General features: G+C 70.4%; 15 protein-coding genes and 1 pseudogene. 8 read left to right on the top strand and 8 right to left on the bottom strand.

Features of this window, described 5'->3' with window-relative positions:
* Window positions 1-375 precede the first annotated feature (375 nt).
* On the top strand, window positions 376-1,491 hold the full coding sequence (locus tag LWF15_RS05780) for a hypothetical protein (protein ID WP_232809317.1): 1,116 nt from the start codon (window positions 376-378) through the stop codon (window positions 1,489-1,491).
* Between the two features lie 64 nt (window positions 1,492-1,555).
* A complete protein-coding gene (locus LWF15_RS05775) occupies window positions 1,556-3,247 on the top strand; it encodes a fumarate hydratase (protein ID WP_232809316.1) in 1,692 nt (563 codons plus the stop codon).
* Here the strand turns inward: LWF15_RS05775 and LWF15_RS05770 are convergent.
* From LWF15_RS05770 to LWF15_RS05760, 3 genes are all read right to left on the bottom strand, one after another.
* Window positions 3,237-3,803: a TetR/AcrR family transcriptional regulator gene (locus tag LWF15_RS05770; RefSeq protein ID WP_232809315.1), complete on the bottom strand. Its 567-nt coding sequence runs from the start codon at window positions 3,801-3,803 to the stop codon at window positions 3,237-3,239. The genes LWF15_RS05775 and LWF15_RS05770 overlap by 11 nt on opposite strands.
* Before the next feature lie 15 nt (window positions 3,804-3,818).
* The gene (locus LWF15_RS05765) at window positions 3,819-4,493 is read right to left on the bottom strand and encodes a lysophospholipid acyltransferase family protein (protein WP_232809314.1); all 675 of its coding nucleotides are present in this window, start codon (window positions 4,491-4,493) and stop codon (window positions 3,819-3,821) included.
* A 107-nt stretch (window positions 4,494-4,600) separates the two neighbouring features.
* Window positions 4,601-5,515: a LysR family transcriptional regulator gene (locus LWF15_RS05760; protein WP_232809313.1), complete on the bottom strand. Its 915-nt coding sequence runs from the start codon at window positions 5,513-5,515 to the stop codon at window positions 4,601-4,603.
* A gap of 78 nt (window positions 5,516-5,593) precedes the next feature.
* On the opposite strand from LWF15_RS05760, the gene LWF15_RS05755 reads away from it, so the two are divergent.
* Window positions 5,594-6,433, top strand: coding sequence for an oxidoreductase (locus tag LWF15_RS05755; RefSeq protein WP_232809312.1), 840 nt, complete (start codon window positions 5,594-5,596; stop codon window positions 6,431-6,433).
* Between the two features lie 3 nt (window positions 6,434-6,436).
* Here the strand turns inward: LWF15_RS05755 and LWF15_RS05750 are convergent, their stop codons facing one another.
* Complete coding sequence (locus LWF15_RS05750) at window positions 6,437-7,045, bottom strand: DUF4245 domain-containing protein (RefSeq protein WP_232809311.1); 609 nt, start codon at window positions 7,043-7,045, stop codon at window positions 6,437-6,439.
* 104 nt (window positions 7,046-7,149) lie between these two features.
* Here LWF15_RS05750 and LWF15_RS05745 point away from each other — a divergent pair, with 104 nt between their 5' ends.
* Window positions 7,150-8,073 carry a carbohydrate kinase family protein gene (locus tag LWF15_RS05745; protein ID WP_232809310.1) on the top strand — a complete coding sequence of 308 codons (924 nt, stop codon included), beginning with the start codon at window positions 7,150-7,152 and terminating at the stop codon, window positions 8,071-8,073.
* Window positions 8,074-8,556: 483 nt separating this feature from the next.
* Here the strand turns inward: LWF15_RS05745 and LWF15_RS05740 are convergent, their stop codons facing one another.
* Both LWF15_RS05740 and xseA read right to left on the bottom strand, forming a co-directional pair.
* Entirely contained in the window at window positions 8,557-9,027 is a 471-nt protein-coding gene (locus LWF15_RS05740) for an exodeoxyribonuclease VII small subunit (RefSeq protein ID WP_232809309.1), read from the bottom strand.
* A gap of 61 nt (window positions 9,028-9,088) precedes the next feature.
* Window positions 9,089-10,327 (bottom strand): exodeoxyribonuclease VII large subunit, encoded by a 1,239-nt coding sequence (gene xseA, locus LWF15_RS05735; protein WP_232809308.1) that lies wholly within the window; start codon window positions 10,325-10,327, stop codon window positions 9,089-9,091.
* Window positions 10,328-10,363: 36 nt separating this feature from the next.
* On the opposite strand from xseA, the gene LWF15_RS05730 reads away from it, so the two are divergent.
* Window positions 10,364-11,392 (top strand): 4-hydroxy-3-methylbut-2-enyl diphosphate reductase, encoded by a 1,029-nt coding sequence (locus LWF15_RS05730; protein ID WP_269809599.1) that lies wholly within the window; start codon window positions 10,364-10,366, stop codon window positions 11,390-11,392.
* Between the two features lie 141 nt (window positions 11,393-11,533).
* Window positions 11,534-12,748 (top strand): formaldehyde dehydrogenase, glutathione-independent, encoded by a 1,215-nt coding sequence (gene fdhA, locus LWF15_RS05725; protein ID WP_232809306.1) that lies wholly within the window; start codon window positions 11,534-11,536, stop codon window positions 12,746-12,748.
* Between the two features lie 121 nt (window positions 12,749-12,869).
* Here fdhA and LWF15_RS38070 read toward each other — a convergent pair whose 3' ends face one another.
* Entirely contained in the window at window positions 12,870-13,313 is a 444-nt protein-coding gene (locus tag LWF15_RS38070) for a nitroreductase family deazaflavin-dependent oxidoreductase (RefSeq protein ID WP_352396498.1), read from the bottom strand.
* Window positions 13,314-13,337: 24 nt separating this feature from the next.
* A pseudogene (locus tag LWF15_RS38065) lies at window positions 13,338-13,979 on the bottom strand (type 1 glutamine amidotransferase domain-containing protein); the annotation flags it as partial.
* A 126-nt stretch (window positions 13,980-14,105) separates the two neighbouring features.
* Here LWF15_RS38065 and LWF15_RS05715 point away from each other — a divergent pair.
* The gene (locus LWF15_RS05715) at window positions 14,106-15,014 is read left to right on the top strand and encodes a LysR family transcriptional regulator (RefSeq protein WP_232809304.1); all 909 of its coding nucleotides are present in this window, start codon (window positions 14,106-14,108) and stop codon (window positions 15,012-15,014) included.
* Between the two features lie 128 nt (window positions 15,015-15,142).
* A complete protein-coding gene (locus tag LWF15_RS37325; RefSeq protein WP_232809303.1) occupies window positions 15,143-16,543 on the top strand; it encodes an Ltp family lipoprotein in 1,401 nt (466 codons plus the stop codon).
* Window positions 16,544-16,714 lie beyond the last annotated feature (171 nt).

Raw genomic sequence — 16,714 nt, 5'->3', positions numbered from 1 at the left:
CGGCGAGCACTGGTCAACGGTGAGCTACAACGCTTCCGCGCGTTCCGGCCTCCCGGCCGGACGTCCGAGCGGACTTGCCGGGTGAGTGCCGGTTCAGTGCGCGACACGCCGACACGCCGGTTTGCGACACGCTCGCGGTGTCCCCTCGCTCGGTGACGCGGGCGGTGGGAAACGCCGTTTTGTGGCCCGGATCAGCAACTCCCGTGAGTGCCGGTGCGGTTGGGACAGCCTGGGACCTTTGTGGAGGGGCAGAGCAGGGGGCGGCAGGTCTGGACCGAACACCCTACTTTCCTCCTGCCACCCCAAAGATGCGAAACAATCCGCTACCGATCCCTTACGTTCAGTCACATAAGGAGCCTGTGAAAGGGGAACGTGGTGGTTCCGGAGACAACACTGACCGCGCTCAGCAGCATCGAGCCGGGTAAGGGACAGGAAGTCGAGCGCCTGCGCCGGCAGGTCGAGGTGATGCTCGCCCACGTTCTCGACCTGGGCCTCACCCCGGCCCCCCAGGCCTGGATGTTCGAGGCCGTCAGGGACCGCAACACCGTGGTCGACCTGGCCGGGGTAGGCGTGGTCGGGGCCGACGGCTGGAACGCCGCTCCCACCGACGCCGACCGGATGCTGGCCACCGAGTCACTGGTGCGCGCCCATCGCGAGCTCAGCCGGATCGTCGCCCCGGCGCGGCCGGCCACCCTGGAGCTGCTGCACAACTACCGCGAGGGCCGGCGCCCGGGCAAGGTCGTCGGCGGGCGCATCCCGCGCCAGGCCGGCCCGGTCGCGGTACCCGGGCCCCGGAAGGGCCTGTTCCGCAACGTCAGTCTGTCCGGAGGACTCAGCCCGGCCGGAAGTACGGTGCCGCTGGTGCGCTGGCTGATGGCGGCCACGCTGGCCTTCCTGGTGGCGTTCGTGCTGCTGGCCGCCGTGCCACAGGCCCGCGAGGCGAGCGCGGGCACCGGCCTGGGCGAGGGCGAGCCGGACTTCGGCACCCTCCTGCTGCGCGAGATCTTCCTGCTCACCGCCGCCGCCCTCGGAGCCGGGCTGACCGCGCTCTACCGGGCCGGCCGCGAGGTGGCCCGGGGCAGCTACGACCCCGAGTTCGACCACACCTTCCTGCAGCGCATCCTGCTCGGCATGGCGGCCGGTCTGGTGATCGCCGAACTGGTGCCGCTGGGTGCCGGTGACGACACCCTGTCCGGCCTGGCCCGGCCCGCGGTCGCCCTGCTGGGCGGGTTCGCCGCCGACGCCGTGCACAGCGTGCTGACCCGGCTGATGGCCGCCCTGGAGATGCTCTTCAACGGGGGCCAGGTCAGCCGGGAGCAGGCCGAGCGGGAACTGGCCGAGAAGCGTGCCGAGGAGGTGCTCGCCCAGGCCGACCGGGCCACGCTGAACAAGCTCCTGGAGATCCGGCGGATCGCCTCCTCCGGGGCGCCGACCAGGGCGATCATCGAGGAGATCGACCGGGTGATCACCGTGGTCGCGGCCCCCGTCTGAATCCGTGCGGGCGAACTCCCGCGGGGCCGTACAACCTGACCGGACAGGTGCCTAGTATTTCGTCATGGCCCCTGAGTTCGCATACTCCGATCTGCTCCCCACCGCGCCGGACACCCAGACGCCCTACCGGTTGCTGGGCACCGACGGTGTCCGCACGATCGAGGCGGCCGGCCGCCCCTTCCTCGAGGTGTCGCCCCAGGCCCTGGCCCTGCTGGCCGACACCGCGATGCACGACATCGCGCACTACCTGCGCCCGGCGCACCTGGCCCAGCTGGCCCGGATCCTGGAAGACCCCGAGGCCAGCCCGAACGACCGGTTCGTGGCCCTGGACCTGCTGCGCAACGCCAACGTGGCGGCCGGCGGGGTGCTGCCGATGTGCCAGGACACCGGCACCGCCATCGTGATGGGCAAGCGGGGCACGCAGGTGCTCTCCGCGCCGGGGTCGGTCTCCGACGAGGAGGCGCTGAGCCGGGGAATCTTCGACGCCTACACCCGGCTGAACCTGCGCTACTCGCAGATGGCGCCGCTGACCATGTGGGACGAGAAGAACACCGGCTCCAACCTGCCCGCGCAGATCGAGCTCTACGCCGACACCCAGGCCGGGCACGAGACCTCCTACAAGTTCCTGTTCATGGCCAAGGGCGGGGGCAGTGCCAACAAGTCGTTCCTGTACCAGGAGACCAAGGCGGTGCTGAACCCCGAGCGCATGGTGAAGTTCCTCGACGAGAAGCTGCGCTCGCTGGGGACCGCCGCCTGCCCGCCGTACCACCTGGCCGTCGTGGTCGGCGGCACCAGCGCCGAGTTCGCCCTGAAGACGGCCAAGTACGCCAGCGCCAAGTACCTCGACAACCTGCCCACCACGGGTTCGCCCACCGGGCACGGCTTCCGCGACCTCGACCTGGAACTGCAGGTGCTGGAGCTGACCCGGCAGTTCGGCATCGGCGCCCAGTTCGGCGGCAAGTACTTCTGCCATGACGTGCGCGTGGTGCGCCTGCCCCGGCACGGTGCCTCGCTGCCCGTGGCCGTCGCGGTGAGCTGCAGCGCCGACCGCCAGGTGCTGGGCAAGATCAACGCCGAGGGCATCTGGCTGGAGCAGCTGGAGACCGATCCGGCGCAGTACCTCCCGGAGACCACCGACGAGCACCTCGACGACGACGTGGTCAGGATCGACCTGAACCGGCCGATGGCCGAGATCCGCGCCGAGCTCACGAAGTACCCGGTGAAGACCCGGCTCTCGCTGACCGGCCCGCTGGTGGTGGCCCGCGACATCGCCCACGCCAAGATCAAGGAACGGCTCGACGCGGGTGAGGCGATGCCCCAGTACCTGCGCGACCACGCGGTCTACTACGCCGGCCCGGCCAAGACGCCGGAGGGCTACGCGTCCGGTTCGTTCGGGCCCACCACGGCCGGCCGGATGGACAGCTACGTGGAGCAGTTCCAGGCCGCCGGTGGCTCGATGGTGATGCTGGCCAAGGGCAATCGGTCCAAGGCGGTCACCGACGCCTGCAACGCGCACGGCGGGTTCTACCTCGGCTCGATCGGTGGCCCGGCCGCCCGCCTGGCCCAGGACTGCATCCGCAAGGTCGAGGTGCTGGAGTACGCCGAGCTGGGCATGGAGGCGGTCTGGAAGATCGAGGTGGAGGACTTCCCGGCGTTCGTCGTGGTCGACGACAAGGGCAACGACTTCTTCGCCGAGGTCACCAAGCCGATGGCGATGAGCATCCAGCGCCGCCCGGGCCTGGAGGTCAGGGGCTAGTCAGCTGGGCCCGCACGGCCCGCTCGACCAGGGTGGCGACCCGGCCCTCGAACCCGGCCGGTTCGAGGGTCAGCCCGGTGGCCAGGGTGGCGATGCCGTGCACGTGGCTCCAGATCAGCAGGGCCCGCTCACCGGCGTCCGGCCCGGCCGGAAAGCCGGTCTCGATCACCTGGGCGACCTCGGCCAGGAGCGGCAGCCAGATCTCGCGCAGCGAACTTCCGCTGCGTGAGGTCTGCCGGTCGGCCAGGATGTCGTGGCGGAACATCAGGCGGAACATCTCCGGCCGCCGCTCGGCGAACCCGACGTAGGCGTTCGCCACCGCGATCAGACGTTCGTCGGCCGGCCCGGCCGGAGGCAGCGCTGACGACAGTTCGGCCGTCAGATCGACCAGCCCGGCCCGGGCGATGGCAACCAGCAGCAGCCGATGGGTGGGGAAGTGGCGGCGCGGCGCCCCGTGGGAAACGCCTGCCCGACGCGCGATCTCACGCAGGCCCAGGTGCTCCGGCCCACCGCTCTCCAGAACCTCTACGCCGACCTCGACCAGCCGCTGCTCCAACGAGGTCAAATTTCCCTACCGCCCGTCGCTCTTCACCTTCGCCGCGTAGACGTCAACGTACTCCTGCCCGCTGTGCCGGGCCAGAATCTGCATCAGCTCATCGGTGATCTCGCGAAAAAGTGCCTGATTGTGCGGCCTTTCGCGGTAGGAGCTCAGGTCGAGCGGCGGGCAGAAGGTGATGTGCACCCGGCCCGGCCGCCAGATCGTGGTGCCCGGCGGATTGACCCGGTCGGTTCCGCGCAGCACCACTGGCACGACGGGAGCGCCGGTGGCCAGCGCAACCCGGATCACGCCGGTCTTGCCCCGGTGCAGGCGGCCGTCGGGGGAGCGGGTGCCTTCCGGAAAGATTCCCCAGACCTTGCCCTGCTCAAGGATTCTCACGGCCTGCTGCAACGAACCGGCGGCGCGGCCCGGGTTCTTGCGGTCGACCGGGATCTGCCCGGCCGCGGCGAAGAACCCCCGCTGCAGCCACCCGAGTGGTCCGCGCCCGGTGAAGTACTCGTTCTTGGCCAGGAACACCACCGGCCGACGCACCACGAGGATCAGGAAGAGTGAGTCGGAGAACGAAAGATGGTTACCGGCAACGATGACCGGGCCGGTGCGGGGCAGGTGCTCCCGCCCCTTCACCACCGGGCGCCCGAAGAGCCACACCGCCGGCGTCAGGACGAGCCGGATCAGTCTGAAGAGCATGGGTCGCCTCCCGGCGGCTGGTCGCGTAGACACTGTCTACTCGAGTGTGCGGCGGAAGACAAGACCGGTTTGAGGACGCTGGTGGGCGGCAGTGCCGGCGGCTCGCCTCAGGCGGCCCGGAAGTCGGGGAGCTCGGCCTCCAGGGCGGCCCGGACCGTGGCCCGGAACTGCTGCCCGGCGGGGGAGAGCGGGCCGGGCGGGGTGAGTAGTGCGATCACCGCGCGTTCGCCGTCCAGTTCGACGAAGTGCACCCCACCGCTGCGCAGGCTCTGGGCCGAGGCGGCCAGCCGGGTGATGCCCACCCCGGCTGCGACCAGGGCGAGCAGGCCCTGGGGGGAGGTGCTGCGCTGGACCACCCGGGGTTCGTACCCGGCGGCCCGGAAGTCCGCGTCGTACTTGCGGTGCCAGGGAGCCCAGGAACTGCGCGGCGTCAGCACCCAGTTCTCGTTGGCCAGGTCAGCCAGCGTGAGCCTGGGGGCGGCGGCGAGCCGGTGCCCGGCGGGCAGGGCGATCACCACCGGTTCTGACCCGAGAACGTGAGTGACCACGTCGTCCACCAAGGGCGGCCGTCCGACCGCCACGTCCAAACGCCCTTCTCGTAGCCCCGCCACCAAGTCGGCGATCGGCAGATCAGCGGTGCCGAGCTCTACCTCCGGGCAGCGCGTCGCGTGCTGCGTGAGCACCGCCGGCATCACCTCGTTGGCCAGCGAAGACAGAAACCCCGCGCGGAGTGCGACCCCTTCTCCGCGGACCCGGCGGCCGACCGTGGCCGTCAGTCGTTCACCGGCGCCGAGCAGCGGAAGTCCTTCCCGCAGCAGGATCTCGCCGACAGCGGTGAGCGTGACGCCCTGGCTCGACCGGTGCAGGACCTCGGCACCCACGTCCCGCTCCAGGCTACGGATCTGCTGGGAGAGCGACTGCTGGGAAAGGTGCAGCCGGACCGCGGCCCGGCTGATGCTGCCCTCCTCGGCGACCACGGCGAACGATCGCAACACGCGGAGGTCGGGCAGGGAGGCCGTCACCCGTCACAGCCTAAGCCTGTACCGGTCGCCGGAATTGCTGTTTCCGCCCACTCCGCAGACCGGCTTACGGTCCCGGGCATGACGCGAACCTGGTTCATCACCGGCTCCACCGCCGGCTTCGGGCAGTCTCTCGTCCGGGCCGCGCTGGAGGCGGGCGACAACGTCGTGGCCACCGCCCGCCGTCCCGAGCTTCTGGCGTCGTTGGTCGAGGCCCATCCGGACCGGGTCCTGGCCTTGCCCCTCGATGTGACCGACACCCGGCAGGCCCAGTCGGCCGTGCAGACCGCGACCGAGCACTTCGACGGGATCGACGTACTCGTGAACAATGCTGGGCTGGCCTCGGTCGGAGCGGTGGAGGAACTGCAGGACGAGGCCCTACGGCAGTTGTTCGACGTGATGTTCTTCGGGCCGGTGGCCCTGGTCCAGGCCGTGCTGCCCGGGATGCGCGCCCGCCGCAGCGGCGCGATCGTGCAGATCTCGTCGATGGGTGGGCAGGTCTCACCGCCCGGGTTCAGTGCGTACTGCTCGGCCAAGTTCGCCCTGGAGGCACTGTCGGACTCGCTGGCCGCCGAGGTCCGGCCGCACGGCATCCGCGTGCTCGTGGTCGAACCAGGGGCGTTCGCGACCAGCTTCGGTGGGGCGCGGGCCCAGGTCAGCCCGGACAGTGGGCTCTACGACGAGACCGTCGGGCCGGTGCGGCAGGCGGTCGACGGTATGAACGGCTCGCAGCCGGGCGATCCGGACCAGGCTGCGGCGGCCGTCGTCACGGCCCTCGGTGAGGCCGAGCCCTCGCTGCGGCTGGCGCTCGGGGCGGACGCGGTCGAGGCGATCGGGGCGGAGCTGGACCGGCGGCGGGCCGACCTGGACACCTGGGCCGGGCTCAGCCGGTCGACGGCCCGTTCTGACCTCAGCCGCTGAGGGTCAGTCCAGCTCGGCGGCCACGGCGGTGGCGAACTGGGCCATCTGCGTCTCGTCGGCGGTGCCGGTGACGATGGTGGTGATGCCGTTGTCGCCGCGGTGCACCCAGCTGGTGGTGCCCCGGTCGGTGCGGCTGCGGTTCACCCACTCCAGGCCGCCGACGTTCTCGGTGCCGTCTTCCTTGCCGTCGGTGACCTGCCGCGACTCCCAGGCCTCGGTGGGGTTCTCGGCCTGCTGCACGCCCGCGTAGGTGCCGCTCGGCGTGGTGTAGGTGAGCTGCCAGGCAGTGACGTCGTCGGTCGCCTTCAGCTGCAGGCCGGCGGCGCGCGGGGTCCAGCCCTCGGACAGCTCGGGCACCACCGGGGTGAAGCCGAGGTCGGCCTGGGCACCGACGGCAGCGGACGCCGGATCGATGCTGCGGGTGGGCACCTCGTTCGGCCGGGGCACCAGGAGCAGCAGCACCAGCACGATGCCGACGATCACGGCCATCGAGAGCAGCATGTCTTTCGGGCGGGTGCTGAGGGACTTGCGGCGGTGCTCGGCGCTACGGGCCGCGGCCGAGCCGACGACCTGAGGAGCCGGTCCGGCGGGGGTGCTGGGCGTCTCGGTCACGCCCCTATGGTCGCGCCCCCACCGGGTATTTGTGTAACCGGGTGGCCCTAGAGTCTGGGGGACGGGCTCGAAGGAGCCTGGAAAGACATCGCGAGGAGGCGGCGTTGGACGAGGTATTGGTCATCGGTGAGGCCCTGGTCGACATCGTCTCCGCGCCGGGACGGCCGGCGGTCGAGCATCCCGGCGGCAGCCCCGCCAACGTCGCGCTCGGTCTGGCCCGCCTCGGCGTGGGCACTCGTCTGCTCACCCGGATCGGCGACGACGCCCGGGGTGCCCAGATCGTGCAGCACCTGCGCAGCTCCGGGGTGGAGCTGGCCGAGGGCTCGGTCACCGACAGCCCCACCTCCACCGCCACCGCCGTTCTCGACGCCGCGGGGGTGGCCACGTACGACTTCGCCCTGCAGTGGGCTCTACCCGATGACATCGGTGTCATCGACGCCCGGGCGGTGCACACCGGCTCGATCGCGGCCACCCTGAGCCCCGGTGGCGAGGACGTCCTGCGCCTGGTCGAGGAGAACGCCGGCCGGGTGGTGATCTCCTACGACCCCAACGCCCGGCCCGCGCTGATGGGCGAGCGGGCGGCCGCGCTGGAGCGGATCGAGCGCATCGTGCGGGCCTCCGACGTGGTCAAGGTCAGCGACGAGGACCTGGAGTGGCTGCTGCCCGGGGCCGACCCGCTGCAGGTGATCGAGGCCTGGCGGGCCAGCGGCCCGGCCCTGGTGGTGCTGACCCGGGGCGGCCGGGGCGCGGTCGGGGTGCTGGCCTCGGGGCTGGTGGAGGTGACGGCGCCGAAGATCGAGGTGGCCGACACCGTGGGGGCGGGAGACGCGCTGATGGCCGGGCTGCTGCACGCCCTCGACCAGGCCGGCCTGCTCACCCCGGACTCGATCGGCGAACTGCGCACCAAGCCCGCCGCCGACCTGGCCCCGATGCTGACCCACGCCGTGCGCGTGGCCGCGTACACCTGCACCCAGGCCGGGGCCCAGCCGCCCACCCGCACGCAGATCGAGGGCTGGGCGCAGGCCTGACCCAGCCCTGGACCGAGTCGGCTGGGGGAGGGAAGTCGGCCGGCAGGCGTAGAGGCGGTTTGCCGTCGGCCAGGAAAGATGGGTTCTTTGGACGTCGGGTGCGGCGAGGTAGGGGCCGTTCGCCGTCGACAGAGGGAGCTGGGGGCGTCGGCCTTCGCCGAGGAAAGCTAGGCCGCTCAACTCGATGCGGAACCGGGGGCTCAGCGTCGGCCGGCAGCAGTGGGGCGTGGGGCGTCGGTGGGAAGGTGGGGCCCGCTTGGTGTCGACGCAGGGTGCGGGGGCGTTCAGCGTCGGGCAGGAGCGGTGGGACATTGGGCGTCGGCGGAAAGGGTGAGGCCCGCTTGGTGTCGACGCAGGGTGCGGGGGCGTTCAGCGTCGGCCAGGAGCGGTGGGACATTGGGCGTCGGCGGAAAGGGTGGGCCCGCTCAGAGTCGGTCGGACGAGGAGAAGCGGTCCGCCTGAGGTCTTCCGGACCGAGGTGGGTCAGCCGTCGGCGGGCAGTCGCGCGTCCAGCTTCGCCTGGGCCCCCGCCAGCCACGTCTCGCACCGCCGGGCCAGCGCCTCGCCGCGCTCCCAGAGGGCCAGCGACCCTTCCAGGGTCTCGGCGCCGCTCTCCAGCCGCCGCACCACCCCGACCAGTTCGTCGCGCGCCTCTTCGTAGGAGAGCTTCGCCAGCTCCGCGTCGAGCGCAGCCGCCTCGGCCCTGAAGGCCGCTGCCGCATCAGCCGCCTCAACCGCCTCAAGCTCGGCCGCATCAGGCTGAGCCGCCGCCCCAGCCCCCGCAGCTTCAGGCCCCGCAGCCGGGGCAGCCGCGGCCCCGCTCGCGTCCGGATCCGCTGCGCCCGCTCCTGAGTCCGCTTCGAAGTCAGCAGTCGCCCCCGGCGAACCAGCCTGCTCGGCAGAGTCTGCCGAGGTGTCGGCCGGCGCGGTCTTCTTCTGTCGAGGCGGGGTCACCTTTGTGAGCCTATCCGCGCCCACCGACAACAATCGTCCATAGTTCGTTCTGCTCAGCCACCTACTCGGTGACCCGGGCCGCGATCTCGCCGGCGTGCACCCGCAGCCGCAACGACTCACCGGCCGACACCTCGGCGGGCGAGCGCACCACCTGGCCGTCGGCCCGCTGGACCACGGCGTACCCGCGTTCCATGGTGGCCAGCGGCGACAACGCGCGCACCCGTTGGCGCAGGTGGTCCACGTCCTGCCGGGCGTGCGAGAGGCGGTTGCCCAGGGCCCGCGCGGCCCGCTCCCGCTGAACGGCGACCAGGTCGGACTGGGCGTTCAGCAGGCGGTGCGGGTCGGCCATCACCGGCCGCGACCGCAGAGCCGCCACCGACTCGACCTCCCTGGCCACCCTGGTCCTCAAAGACTGAGAGGCCCGGCGGCGCAGCTGGGCGACGCCCTCCAGTTCGGCCGCCACGTCGGGCACGATCCGCTTGCCCGCGTCGGTCGGGGTCGAGGCGGCCCAGTCGGCCACCAGGTCGAGCAGCGGCTTGTCCACCTCGTGCCCGATCGCGCTGACGATCGGGGTGCGGCAGGCCGAGACCACCCGCAGCAGGCCCTCGTTGCTGAACGGCAGCAGGTCCTCGACCGAGCCACCACCCCGGGCGACGACGATCACGTCCACCTCTTCGAGGGCGTCCAGCGAGCGCAACGCACCCACCACGTCCTCCACCGCCTTCGGCCCCTGCACCGCCACCGGCCGGATCTCGAACCGCACGGCCGGCCAGCGCCGCCGGGCGTTCTCCACCACGTCGCGCTCCGCCGCCGAGGCCCGCCCGCAGACCAGCCCGACCACCGTGGGCAGGAACGGCAGGGGGCGCTTGCGGGCGGCCGCGAACAGTCCTTCGGCGGCCAGTACCCGGCGCAGGTTCTCCAGCTGGGCCAGCAGTTCACCGACTCCGACCGGGCGGATCTGGTCGGCGAAGAGGCTCAGCGAACCGCGGCGCGGGAACAGCTGGGCACGGGCGTGCAGGACGACCCGGGAGCCGTCCTGCAACGGGGTGGGCAGCGCGTCCAGCACCCGCACGTGGGTGCTCACGTTGAACGACAGGTCCACGTCCGGATCGCGCAGGGTGAGATAGCAGGTGCTCTGCCCCGGTCTGCGCGTGAGCTGCACCACCTGCCCCTCGACCCAGACCCCCGGCGCCCGGGCGATGTAGTCGGTGAGCTTGGCCGACAGCAGCCGCACGGGCCAGGGCTGTTCGGCGCTCGTCTCACCCGCTGTGGCCGGGATCTTCCGGGGCGTACTGCTCACCCACCCACGCTATCGGCCCCGGCCAGCGCACTTACCATGGACGACGTGACCGCATCGAGCACTGCCTCCACGGCCCCCACCTCCCCTGTCGGCAGCGAGGGCACCAAGCGTGTGCTGCTGGCCTCCCCGCGCGGCTACTGCGCCGGGGTCGACCGGGCGGTGCTGGCGGTCGAGAAGGCGCTGGAGGTGCACGGCGCCCCGGTCTACGTGCGCAAGGAGATCGTGCACAACCGGCACGTGGTCACCTCGCTCGAGGCCCGCGGCGCGATCTTCGTGAACGAGACCGAAGACGTGCCCGAGGGCGCCATCGTCGTCTTCTCGGCCCACGGGGTGTCGCCCGCGGTGGTCGCCGCCGCCGACCGCCGCCAACTGAAGACCATCGACGCGACCTGCCCGCTGGTCACCAAGGTGCACAAGGAAGCCGTGCGCTTCGCCAGCAGCGACTACGACATCCTGCTGATCGGCCACACCGGTCACGAGGAGGTCGAGGGCACCGCGGGTGAGGCGCCCGAGCACATCCAGATCGTGAACAGCCCCGACGACGTGGACAATGTCGTGGTCCGCGACCCGGACAAGGTGGTCTGGATCTCCCAGACCACGCTGTCGGTCGACGAGACGATGGAGACGGTGCGCCGGCTGCGGGAGAAGTTCCCGACCCTGCAGAACCCGCCGAGCGACGACATCTGCTACGCCACCCAGAACCGTCAGGTCGCGGTCAAGAAGATCGCCCCGCAGGCAGATCTGGTGATCGTGGTGGGCTCGCAGAACTCCTCGAACTCGGTGCGCCTGGTCGAGGTCGCGCTGGAGTACGGCGCGAAGTCCTCCTACCGGGTCGACTACGCCGCCGAGATCGACGAGGCCTGGCTGGAGGGCGTCACCACGGTCGGCGTCACCTCGGGTGCCTCGGTGCCGGAGATCCTGGTGCAGGACGTGCTGGCCTGGCTGGCCGAGCGCGGCTACGGCGAGACCGAAGAGGTCGTCACCGCCCACGAGGACCTGCTGTTCTCGCTGCCGAAGGAGATCCGCCGGGACATGAAGGCCGCGGCCGCGGCCAAGAAGGCCTGAGCTTTTCGTAGCCGGCCCGCAGACCCTCTCCGATCGGAGAGGGTCTGCGGATCGCCTGCCGCAGCGGTCTATGCCCGGTTCGTCCGACGTGTTCTGATGGGCTGATCCGTCGCCGTCGTTCGACAAAGAGGTTGATCGCTGATGGCAGGCAACAGAGGCGTTGCGTACATGGGCCCCGGCCAGGTCGAGGTCCAGGAGATCAGTTACCCCAAGCTGGAACTGCAGGACGGGCCGGGGGTGCATCCGGACAACATCGGCCGGAAGTGCAACCACGGCGTCATTCTCAAGGTCGCCACCACCAACATCTGCGGCAGCGACCAGCACATGGTCCGCGGCCGCACCACCGCCCCGGCGAATCTCGTGCTCGGCCACGAGATCCTCGGTGAGGTCGTGGAAGTCGGCTCCGACGTGGAGTTCGTGAAGGTCGGCGACCTGTGCTCGGTGCCGTTCAACATCGCCTGCGGCCGGTGCCGCAACTGCAAGGAGGGCAAGACCGGGATCTGCCTCACGGTGAACCCGGCCCGGCCCGGTGCCGCCTACGGGTACGTGGACATGGGCGGCTGGGTCGGTGGTCAGGCCGAGTACGTGATGGTGCCGTACGCCGACTTCAACCTTCTGCGGTTCCCCGACAAGGACCAGGCGCTGGCCAAGCTCACCGACCTCACCATGCTGTCCGACATCTTCCCCACCGGTTTCCACGGGGCGGTCTCGGCGGGCGTGAAACCGGGCTCCACGGTGTACGTCGCGGGGGCCGGTCCGGTCGGTCTGGCGGCGGCGGCCGGAGCCCAGTTGCTCGGTGCCGCGGTGGTCATCGTGGGTGATCTGGTGCCCGAAAGGCTGGCGCAGGCGAAGAGTTTCGGCTGCGAAGTGGTCGACGTGTCCAAGGGCGACCCGAAGGAGCAGATTCTGCAGATCCTCGGGGTGCCGGAGGTCGACTGCGGAGTGGACGCAGTCGGTTTCGAGGCTCGAGGGCACGGCGAGGGCGCCGCTCAGGAAGCTCCGGCCACGGTGCTGAACTCACTGATGGAGATCACCGCAGCCGGCGGCGCGCTGGGCATCCCCGGGCTCTACGTCACCGGCGATCCGGGTGGTATCGACGAGGCGGCGAAAGTCGGCTCGTTGTCGCTGAGTCTCGGTACCGGCTGGGCCAAGTCGCTCTCGTTCGTCACCGGTCAGTGCCCGGTGATGAAGTACAACTACGGGCTGATGCAGGCGATCCTGAACGACCGCGTGCAGATCGCCAAGGCGGTCAACGCCACCGTCATCTCGCTCGACGAAGCCCCGCAGGGCTACGCCGATTTCGACCAGGGGGCGGCGAAGAAGTTCGTGATCGACCCGCACGGCATGGTCGCCTGAGAACCCAGACACCCGGGGTGGCCACCTTGGTGTGGGTGGCCACCACGGGCGTCCCTTGTTTGAAGACGCTCTTGGGCACCGACGGCGCGTCGGTTCGCCTTGCGTCTCAGATGGGTTCGGGTCAGGCCGGCTCGGCCTCGCCCGTGGGCTCCAGCACCACGACCGGGATCTCACGGTCGGTGCGGGCCTGGTAGTCGTCGTAGTCCGGCCAGGCGTCGGTCATCTCGGCCCACATCGCGGGCTTCTCCTCGGCCGTGGCCACCCGGGCGCGGACCGGGATCAGCTTGTCCTTCACCTGGATCCGGACGTCGGGCCGCGCCTGCAGGTTGAGGAACCACGCGGGCGGGGCGTCGGTGCCGCCGTTGGAGGCGACCACCAGGTACGCGTCGCCGAACTTGCGGAAGATCAGCGCGTGCGTGCGCGGTTCGCCGGACTTGTTGCCGATCGTGTCCAGCAGCAGGATCTCGGTGCCGTAGCGCCAGAAGTAGCCGTCTTCGCCCTTGGTCTGGCGGTAGCGCTGGATGTGCGCGGGGCCGTGCAGATCGCGGGCAGTGCCGTTCGGGATGTCCTTCAGCGCCTCGACCACGGCCTGGGCGGTGCTCGCGCTGGAGGCCGGGTTCTGCCCAGTGATCAGTTTTCCGTCTACCACCACGGTGTCGCTCCAGGCCGCCCCGGTCTCCAGAGCGGCCCCACGCTCGGCCAGTCGGCCGGCCAGGAACCACGGGGACCTCTCGCCCAGGCCGCCCTGGTTCTCCTCCTCGTCGGTGAAGGCGGTGATCCGGCGCTCGCTCAGGTCCTCGGCGGGCAGGCTGAGCAACCCGGCCGCACCGTGGCACAGCGTCGCCACCACCTGGTCCTTGCGCAGGGCCCGGCCGAGGATGCGGCGCAGGTCGGCGTTGTCGGCCAGATCGGTCATCGGCGCGTGGCCGCCGGGCAGGTACACCCCGTCGTAGTCGGGGCCGGAGACCCGGGCCAGGTCCTTCGGCTGGTCAAGATCCAGCGCCGCCAGGTACTTCCGGTACTCCGCCGCGTCCTGCTCGCTCACCCCGCCTCGCTCGTCCAGGCTCACCGGGTCGACCGTCGGCGCCTGACCGCCCGGCGTGGCGATGTCCACCGCGATGCCGGCCTCGGTGAGCACCTGGTGCGAGCGCGCCACCTCCTCGGCCCAGTAGCCGGTCGGGTGGGCGGTGCCGTCGGCCAGCGTCAGGCTGTCGGCCGCGCTGAGGACCATCAGAATCTTGGCCACGGTTGCGGTGCTCCTTCGTCGTCGGTGGGTCTGGGTCATTCGTACCGGGACAAGGCTCACGGCGCCCCGTGATCATCCGGGCGGGTCATCAGCTTTTCTATGCTTGGCGGTATGCAGGAGCTTGACTTGCTCGAAGCCTTCATGCGCGTCTACCAGCGCGGCTCGATCACCGCGGCGGCCGCCGACCTGGGGGTCTCCCAGCCCGCGCTGACCGATCGCATCGCCCGGCTGGAGACCCGGCTCGGGCTGAAACTGTTCGAACGGTCCCGCCGCGGCACCCGGCCCACCGCCTCCGCCGAGCGCCTGGCCGCGCAGGTGGGTGAACCCCTCGGGCGTCTACGCGAAGTCCTGCGCCCCGAGGCCGTCGAGCCGTCCGAGGTCGTCGGGTCGCTTCGCCTGGGCGGCCCGGCCGAGATCATGGCTCTACGGGTCCTGCCCTCCTTGGCTCCGCTGCTCGGCGCCGGTCTGCAGGTGCACATCACCCTCGGGCAGGCCGAGCACCTGCTCACCGCCCTGGCCGAACAGGAACTGGACCTCGTGGTCTCGGCCGTCCGGCCCAAGCGGCCCGGCCTCGCCGCCGTCCCGCTCTTCGACGAGGAGTTCCTGCTGGTGGGCACGGCCTCCCAGGCCCGGTCGATCGACCCGGCCGAACTGCAGACCCGCCCCGTGGCCGCCCTGGCCCACCTGCCCCTGGTCGCCTACGCAGACGATCTGCCGATCGTGCGGCGTTACTGGCGAACCCTTTTCGGCCAGCGTCCGCCCAACCGCGTCGCCCTCACCGTGCCGGACCTTCGGGCCGTGCTGGCGGCGGTCGCGGCCGGCGTGGGAATCAGCGTCTTGCCCCGGTACATCGCCCGGCCGGCGCTGGAGGCCGGAAGCATCCAGATGCTGCATCGCGGAGAAGAGCTGCCCCTGAACACCGGCTATCTGGCCTGGCGGGCCGGCGAGGAGACGCAGCAACCCCTGGCGGCCGTGCGCGAGCACCTGCTGCGGGTGTCGAAGGACTGGGGTTCGTTGTAGGCGCATTCATCCGAACGGCCAATGTGTTACGCGCTGAACGGATGAAAGCTGTGACCGGTGTAGCACTGGGGGTGGACGCGGCGATGGCGAAGAGACATCACTTTTGAGAATTCCCTCGAGGGGTCGCCGTGAAGCATGCCAACCCACGCCCAGGTGACGACCGGAACCAGCAACGGCCGCCTGGTCAATGGTACGGCGGCCCCAATGAGCAGGAGCGCCAGGCGGTCTACAAGCAGGGGAATGCTGTGCCGCCGGCGGGGGCTCAGTACGGGCAGTCCGGCTATGAACAGCCTCGCGATGACGAATGGGGTTACGGGCGGCCCGACTCGGAGCCTGACTACCGGTCCGACTATGAGCCGCCCAATGGATACCCGGAGCCGCACTACGGACAGCCTGATGCTCAGGAGTCCGGTTACCGGCCGTCTTACTATCAGCAGTCCGATGACCGGGCCTCGATCCCGGCAGCCGAACGGCCCGGATGGGAGCCTGATTCCCGGGTCGATAACACGCCCGGCGGCTCGGAGTCTGGTTACGGGCGGCCCGATGATGTGCAGCCCGACGGGTCGCAACGTGGATACGGGCCGGGCGGCTACAGGCAGTTCATTGCTCCGCAGACCGGGTACCGGCAGCCCCATAACGCTCAGCCCGAGGGCTCGGGGTCTGGCTACGGACAGGCGGCTGGATACCGACAGTCCTCATATCCGCAGCCCGGCTACCAGCAGGCGGCCTATCCACCGGGCCATCAACCAAGCCACCAGCCCGACCATCAACCGGGCGGCTACCCACAACCTTGGGGGCAGGCGCAGGGTGCCCCTTACACGCCGCCCCAGCAGAATCCTCCCCGCCCACCGAACAAGCGATCCTGGTACCAGAAGAAGCGGTTCCTGTTCCCGGGGGTCTTCGCGGTCGTGTGCACCGTGATCGCCCTCTCCACGCCAGATTCGGGCGACGGTGACGACGCGGCCGCCTCCAAGTCAGGCGCCGCTTCGGCCGGAGCCCCGGACTCAGCTGAGAAATCGAAGCCCAAGGATTCCGACGAGCCGACCGTCGAACAGAAGGACGCCGAAGAATCCGAGCAGTCCCGATGGAGCCTCGGCCAGCAGAACGCCGTCGGATCGGCCGAAAGCTACCTGGACACGGGCGCCTTCTCGAAGAAGGGCCTGATCAAGCAGCTCAAGTTCGAGGGCTACTCGGCCAAGGAGGCCAAGTTCGCCGTAGCCGAGACCGGAAGCCCCGGACTGTGGAACGACGAAGCCGCGGAGTCGGCCGAAAGCTATCTCGAGACCGGCGCATTCTCCGAGAAGGGCCTGGCCAAGCAGCTCAAGTTCGAGGGATTCACAGCCGGGCAGACCGGTTTCGCGATCGATCAGGTGGGCAGTGCAAAGCTGTGGAACAAGGAGGCCGCCGAATCCGCCGCGAGCTACCTCGAGCTGACGTCCTTCTCACGCGACGAACTGCGCACCCAGCTGGACTACGAAGGTTTCCGGGAGAAGGAGATCAGCCACGCGCTGAAGAGCGTCGGCTACTAGCTAGGTCATGTTCCGTGAGCCCATGCCAACTGCGGGGCACCCGGTGGCCGTCTGGACTGCGCCGTTCGGGAGGACGCGTAGAACAACACCGCTACGCGGGCTTCCGAACGGCTTGCCAGACGACCACCGGCACCTCCTCGCTACGGCAGCGACTTACCACCATGCCCTTGA

The sequence above is a fragment of the Kineosporia rhizophila genome (assembly GCF_021277265.1).
GTDB classification, from domain to species: domain Bacteria; phylum Actinomycetota; class Actinomycetes; order Actinomycetales; family Kineosporiaceae; genus Kineosporia; species Kineosporia rhizophila.
This window is presented reverse-complemented; position numbering and strand designations above follow the sequence as displayed.

Bases quoted from the DNA above. Each gene is read 5' to 3' on its own strand.
- LWF15_RS05775 (WP_232809316.1), top strand. From the start codon at position 1,556: ATGGCCCCTGAGTTCGCATACTCCGATCTGCTCCCCACCGCGCCGGAC.
- LWF15_RS05765 (WP_232809314.1), bottom strand. From the start codon at position 4,493: ATGCTCTTCAGACTGATCCGGCTCGTCCTGACGCCGGCGGTGTGGCTC.
- LWF15_RS05755 (WP_232809312.1), top strand. From the start codon at position 5,594: ATGACGCGAACCTGGTTCATCACCGGCTCCACCGCCGGCTTCGGGCAG.
- LWF15_RS05730 (WP_269809599.1), top strand. From the start codon at position 10,364: ATGGACGACGTGACCGCATCGAGCACTGCCTCCACGGCCCCCACCTCC.
- fdhA (WP_232809306.1), top strand. From the start codon at position 11,534: ATGGCAGGCAACAGAGGCGTTGCGTACATGGGCCCCGGCCAGGTCGAG.
- LWF15_RS05715 (WP_232809304.1), top strand. From the start codon at position 14,106: ATGCAGGAGCTTGACTTGCTCGAAGCCTTCATGCGCGTCTACCAGCGC.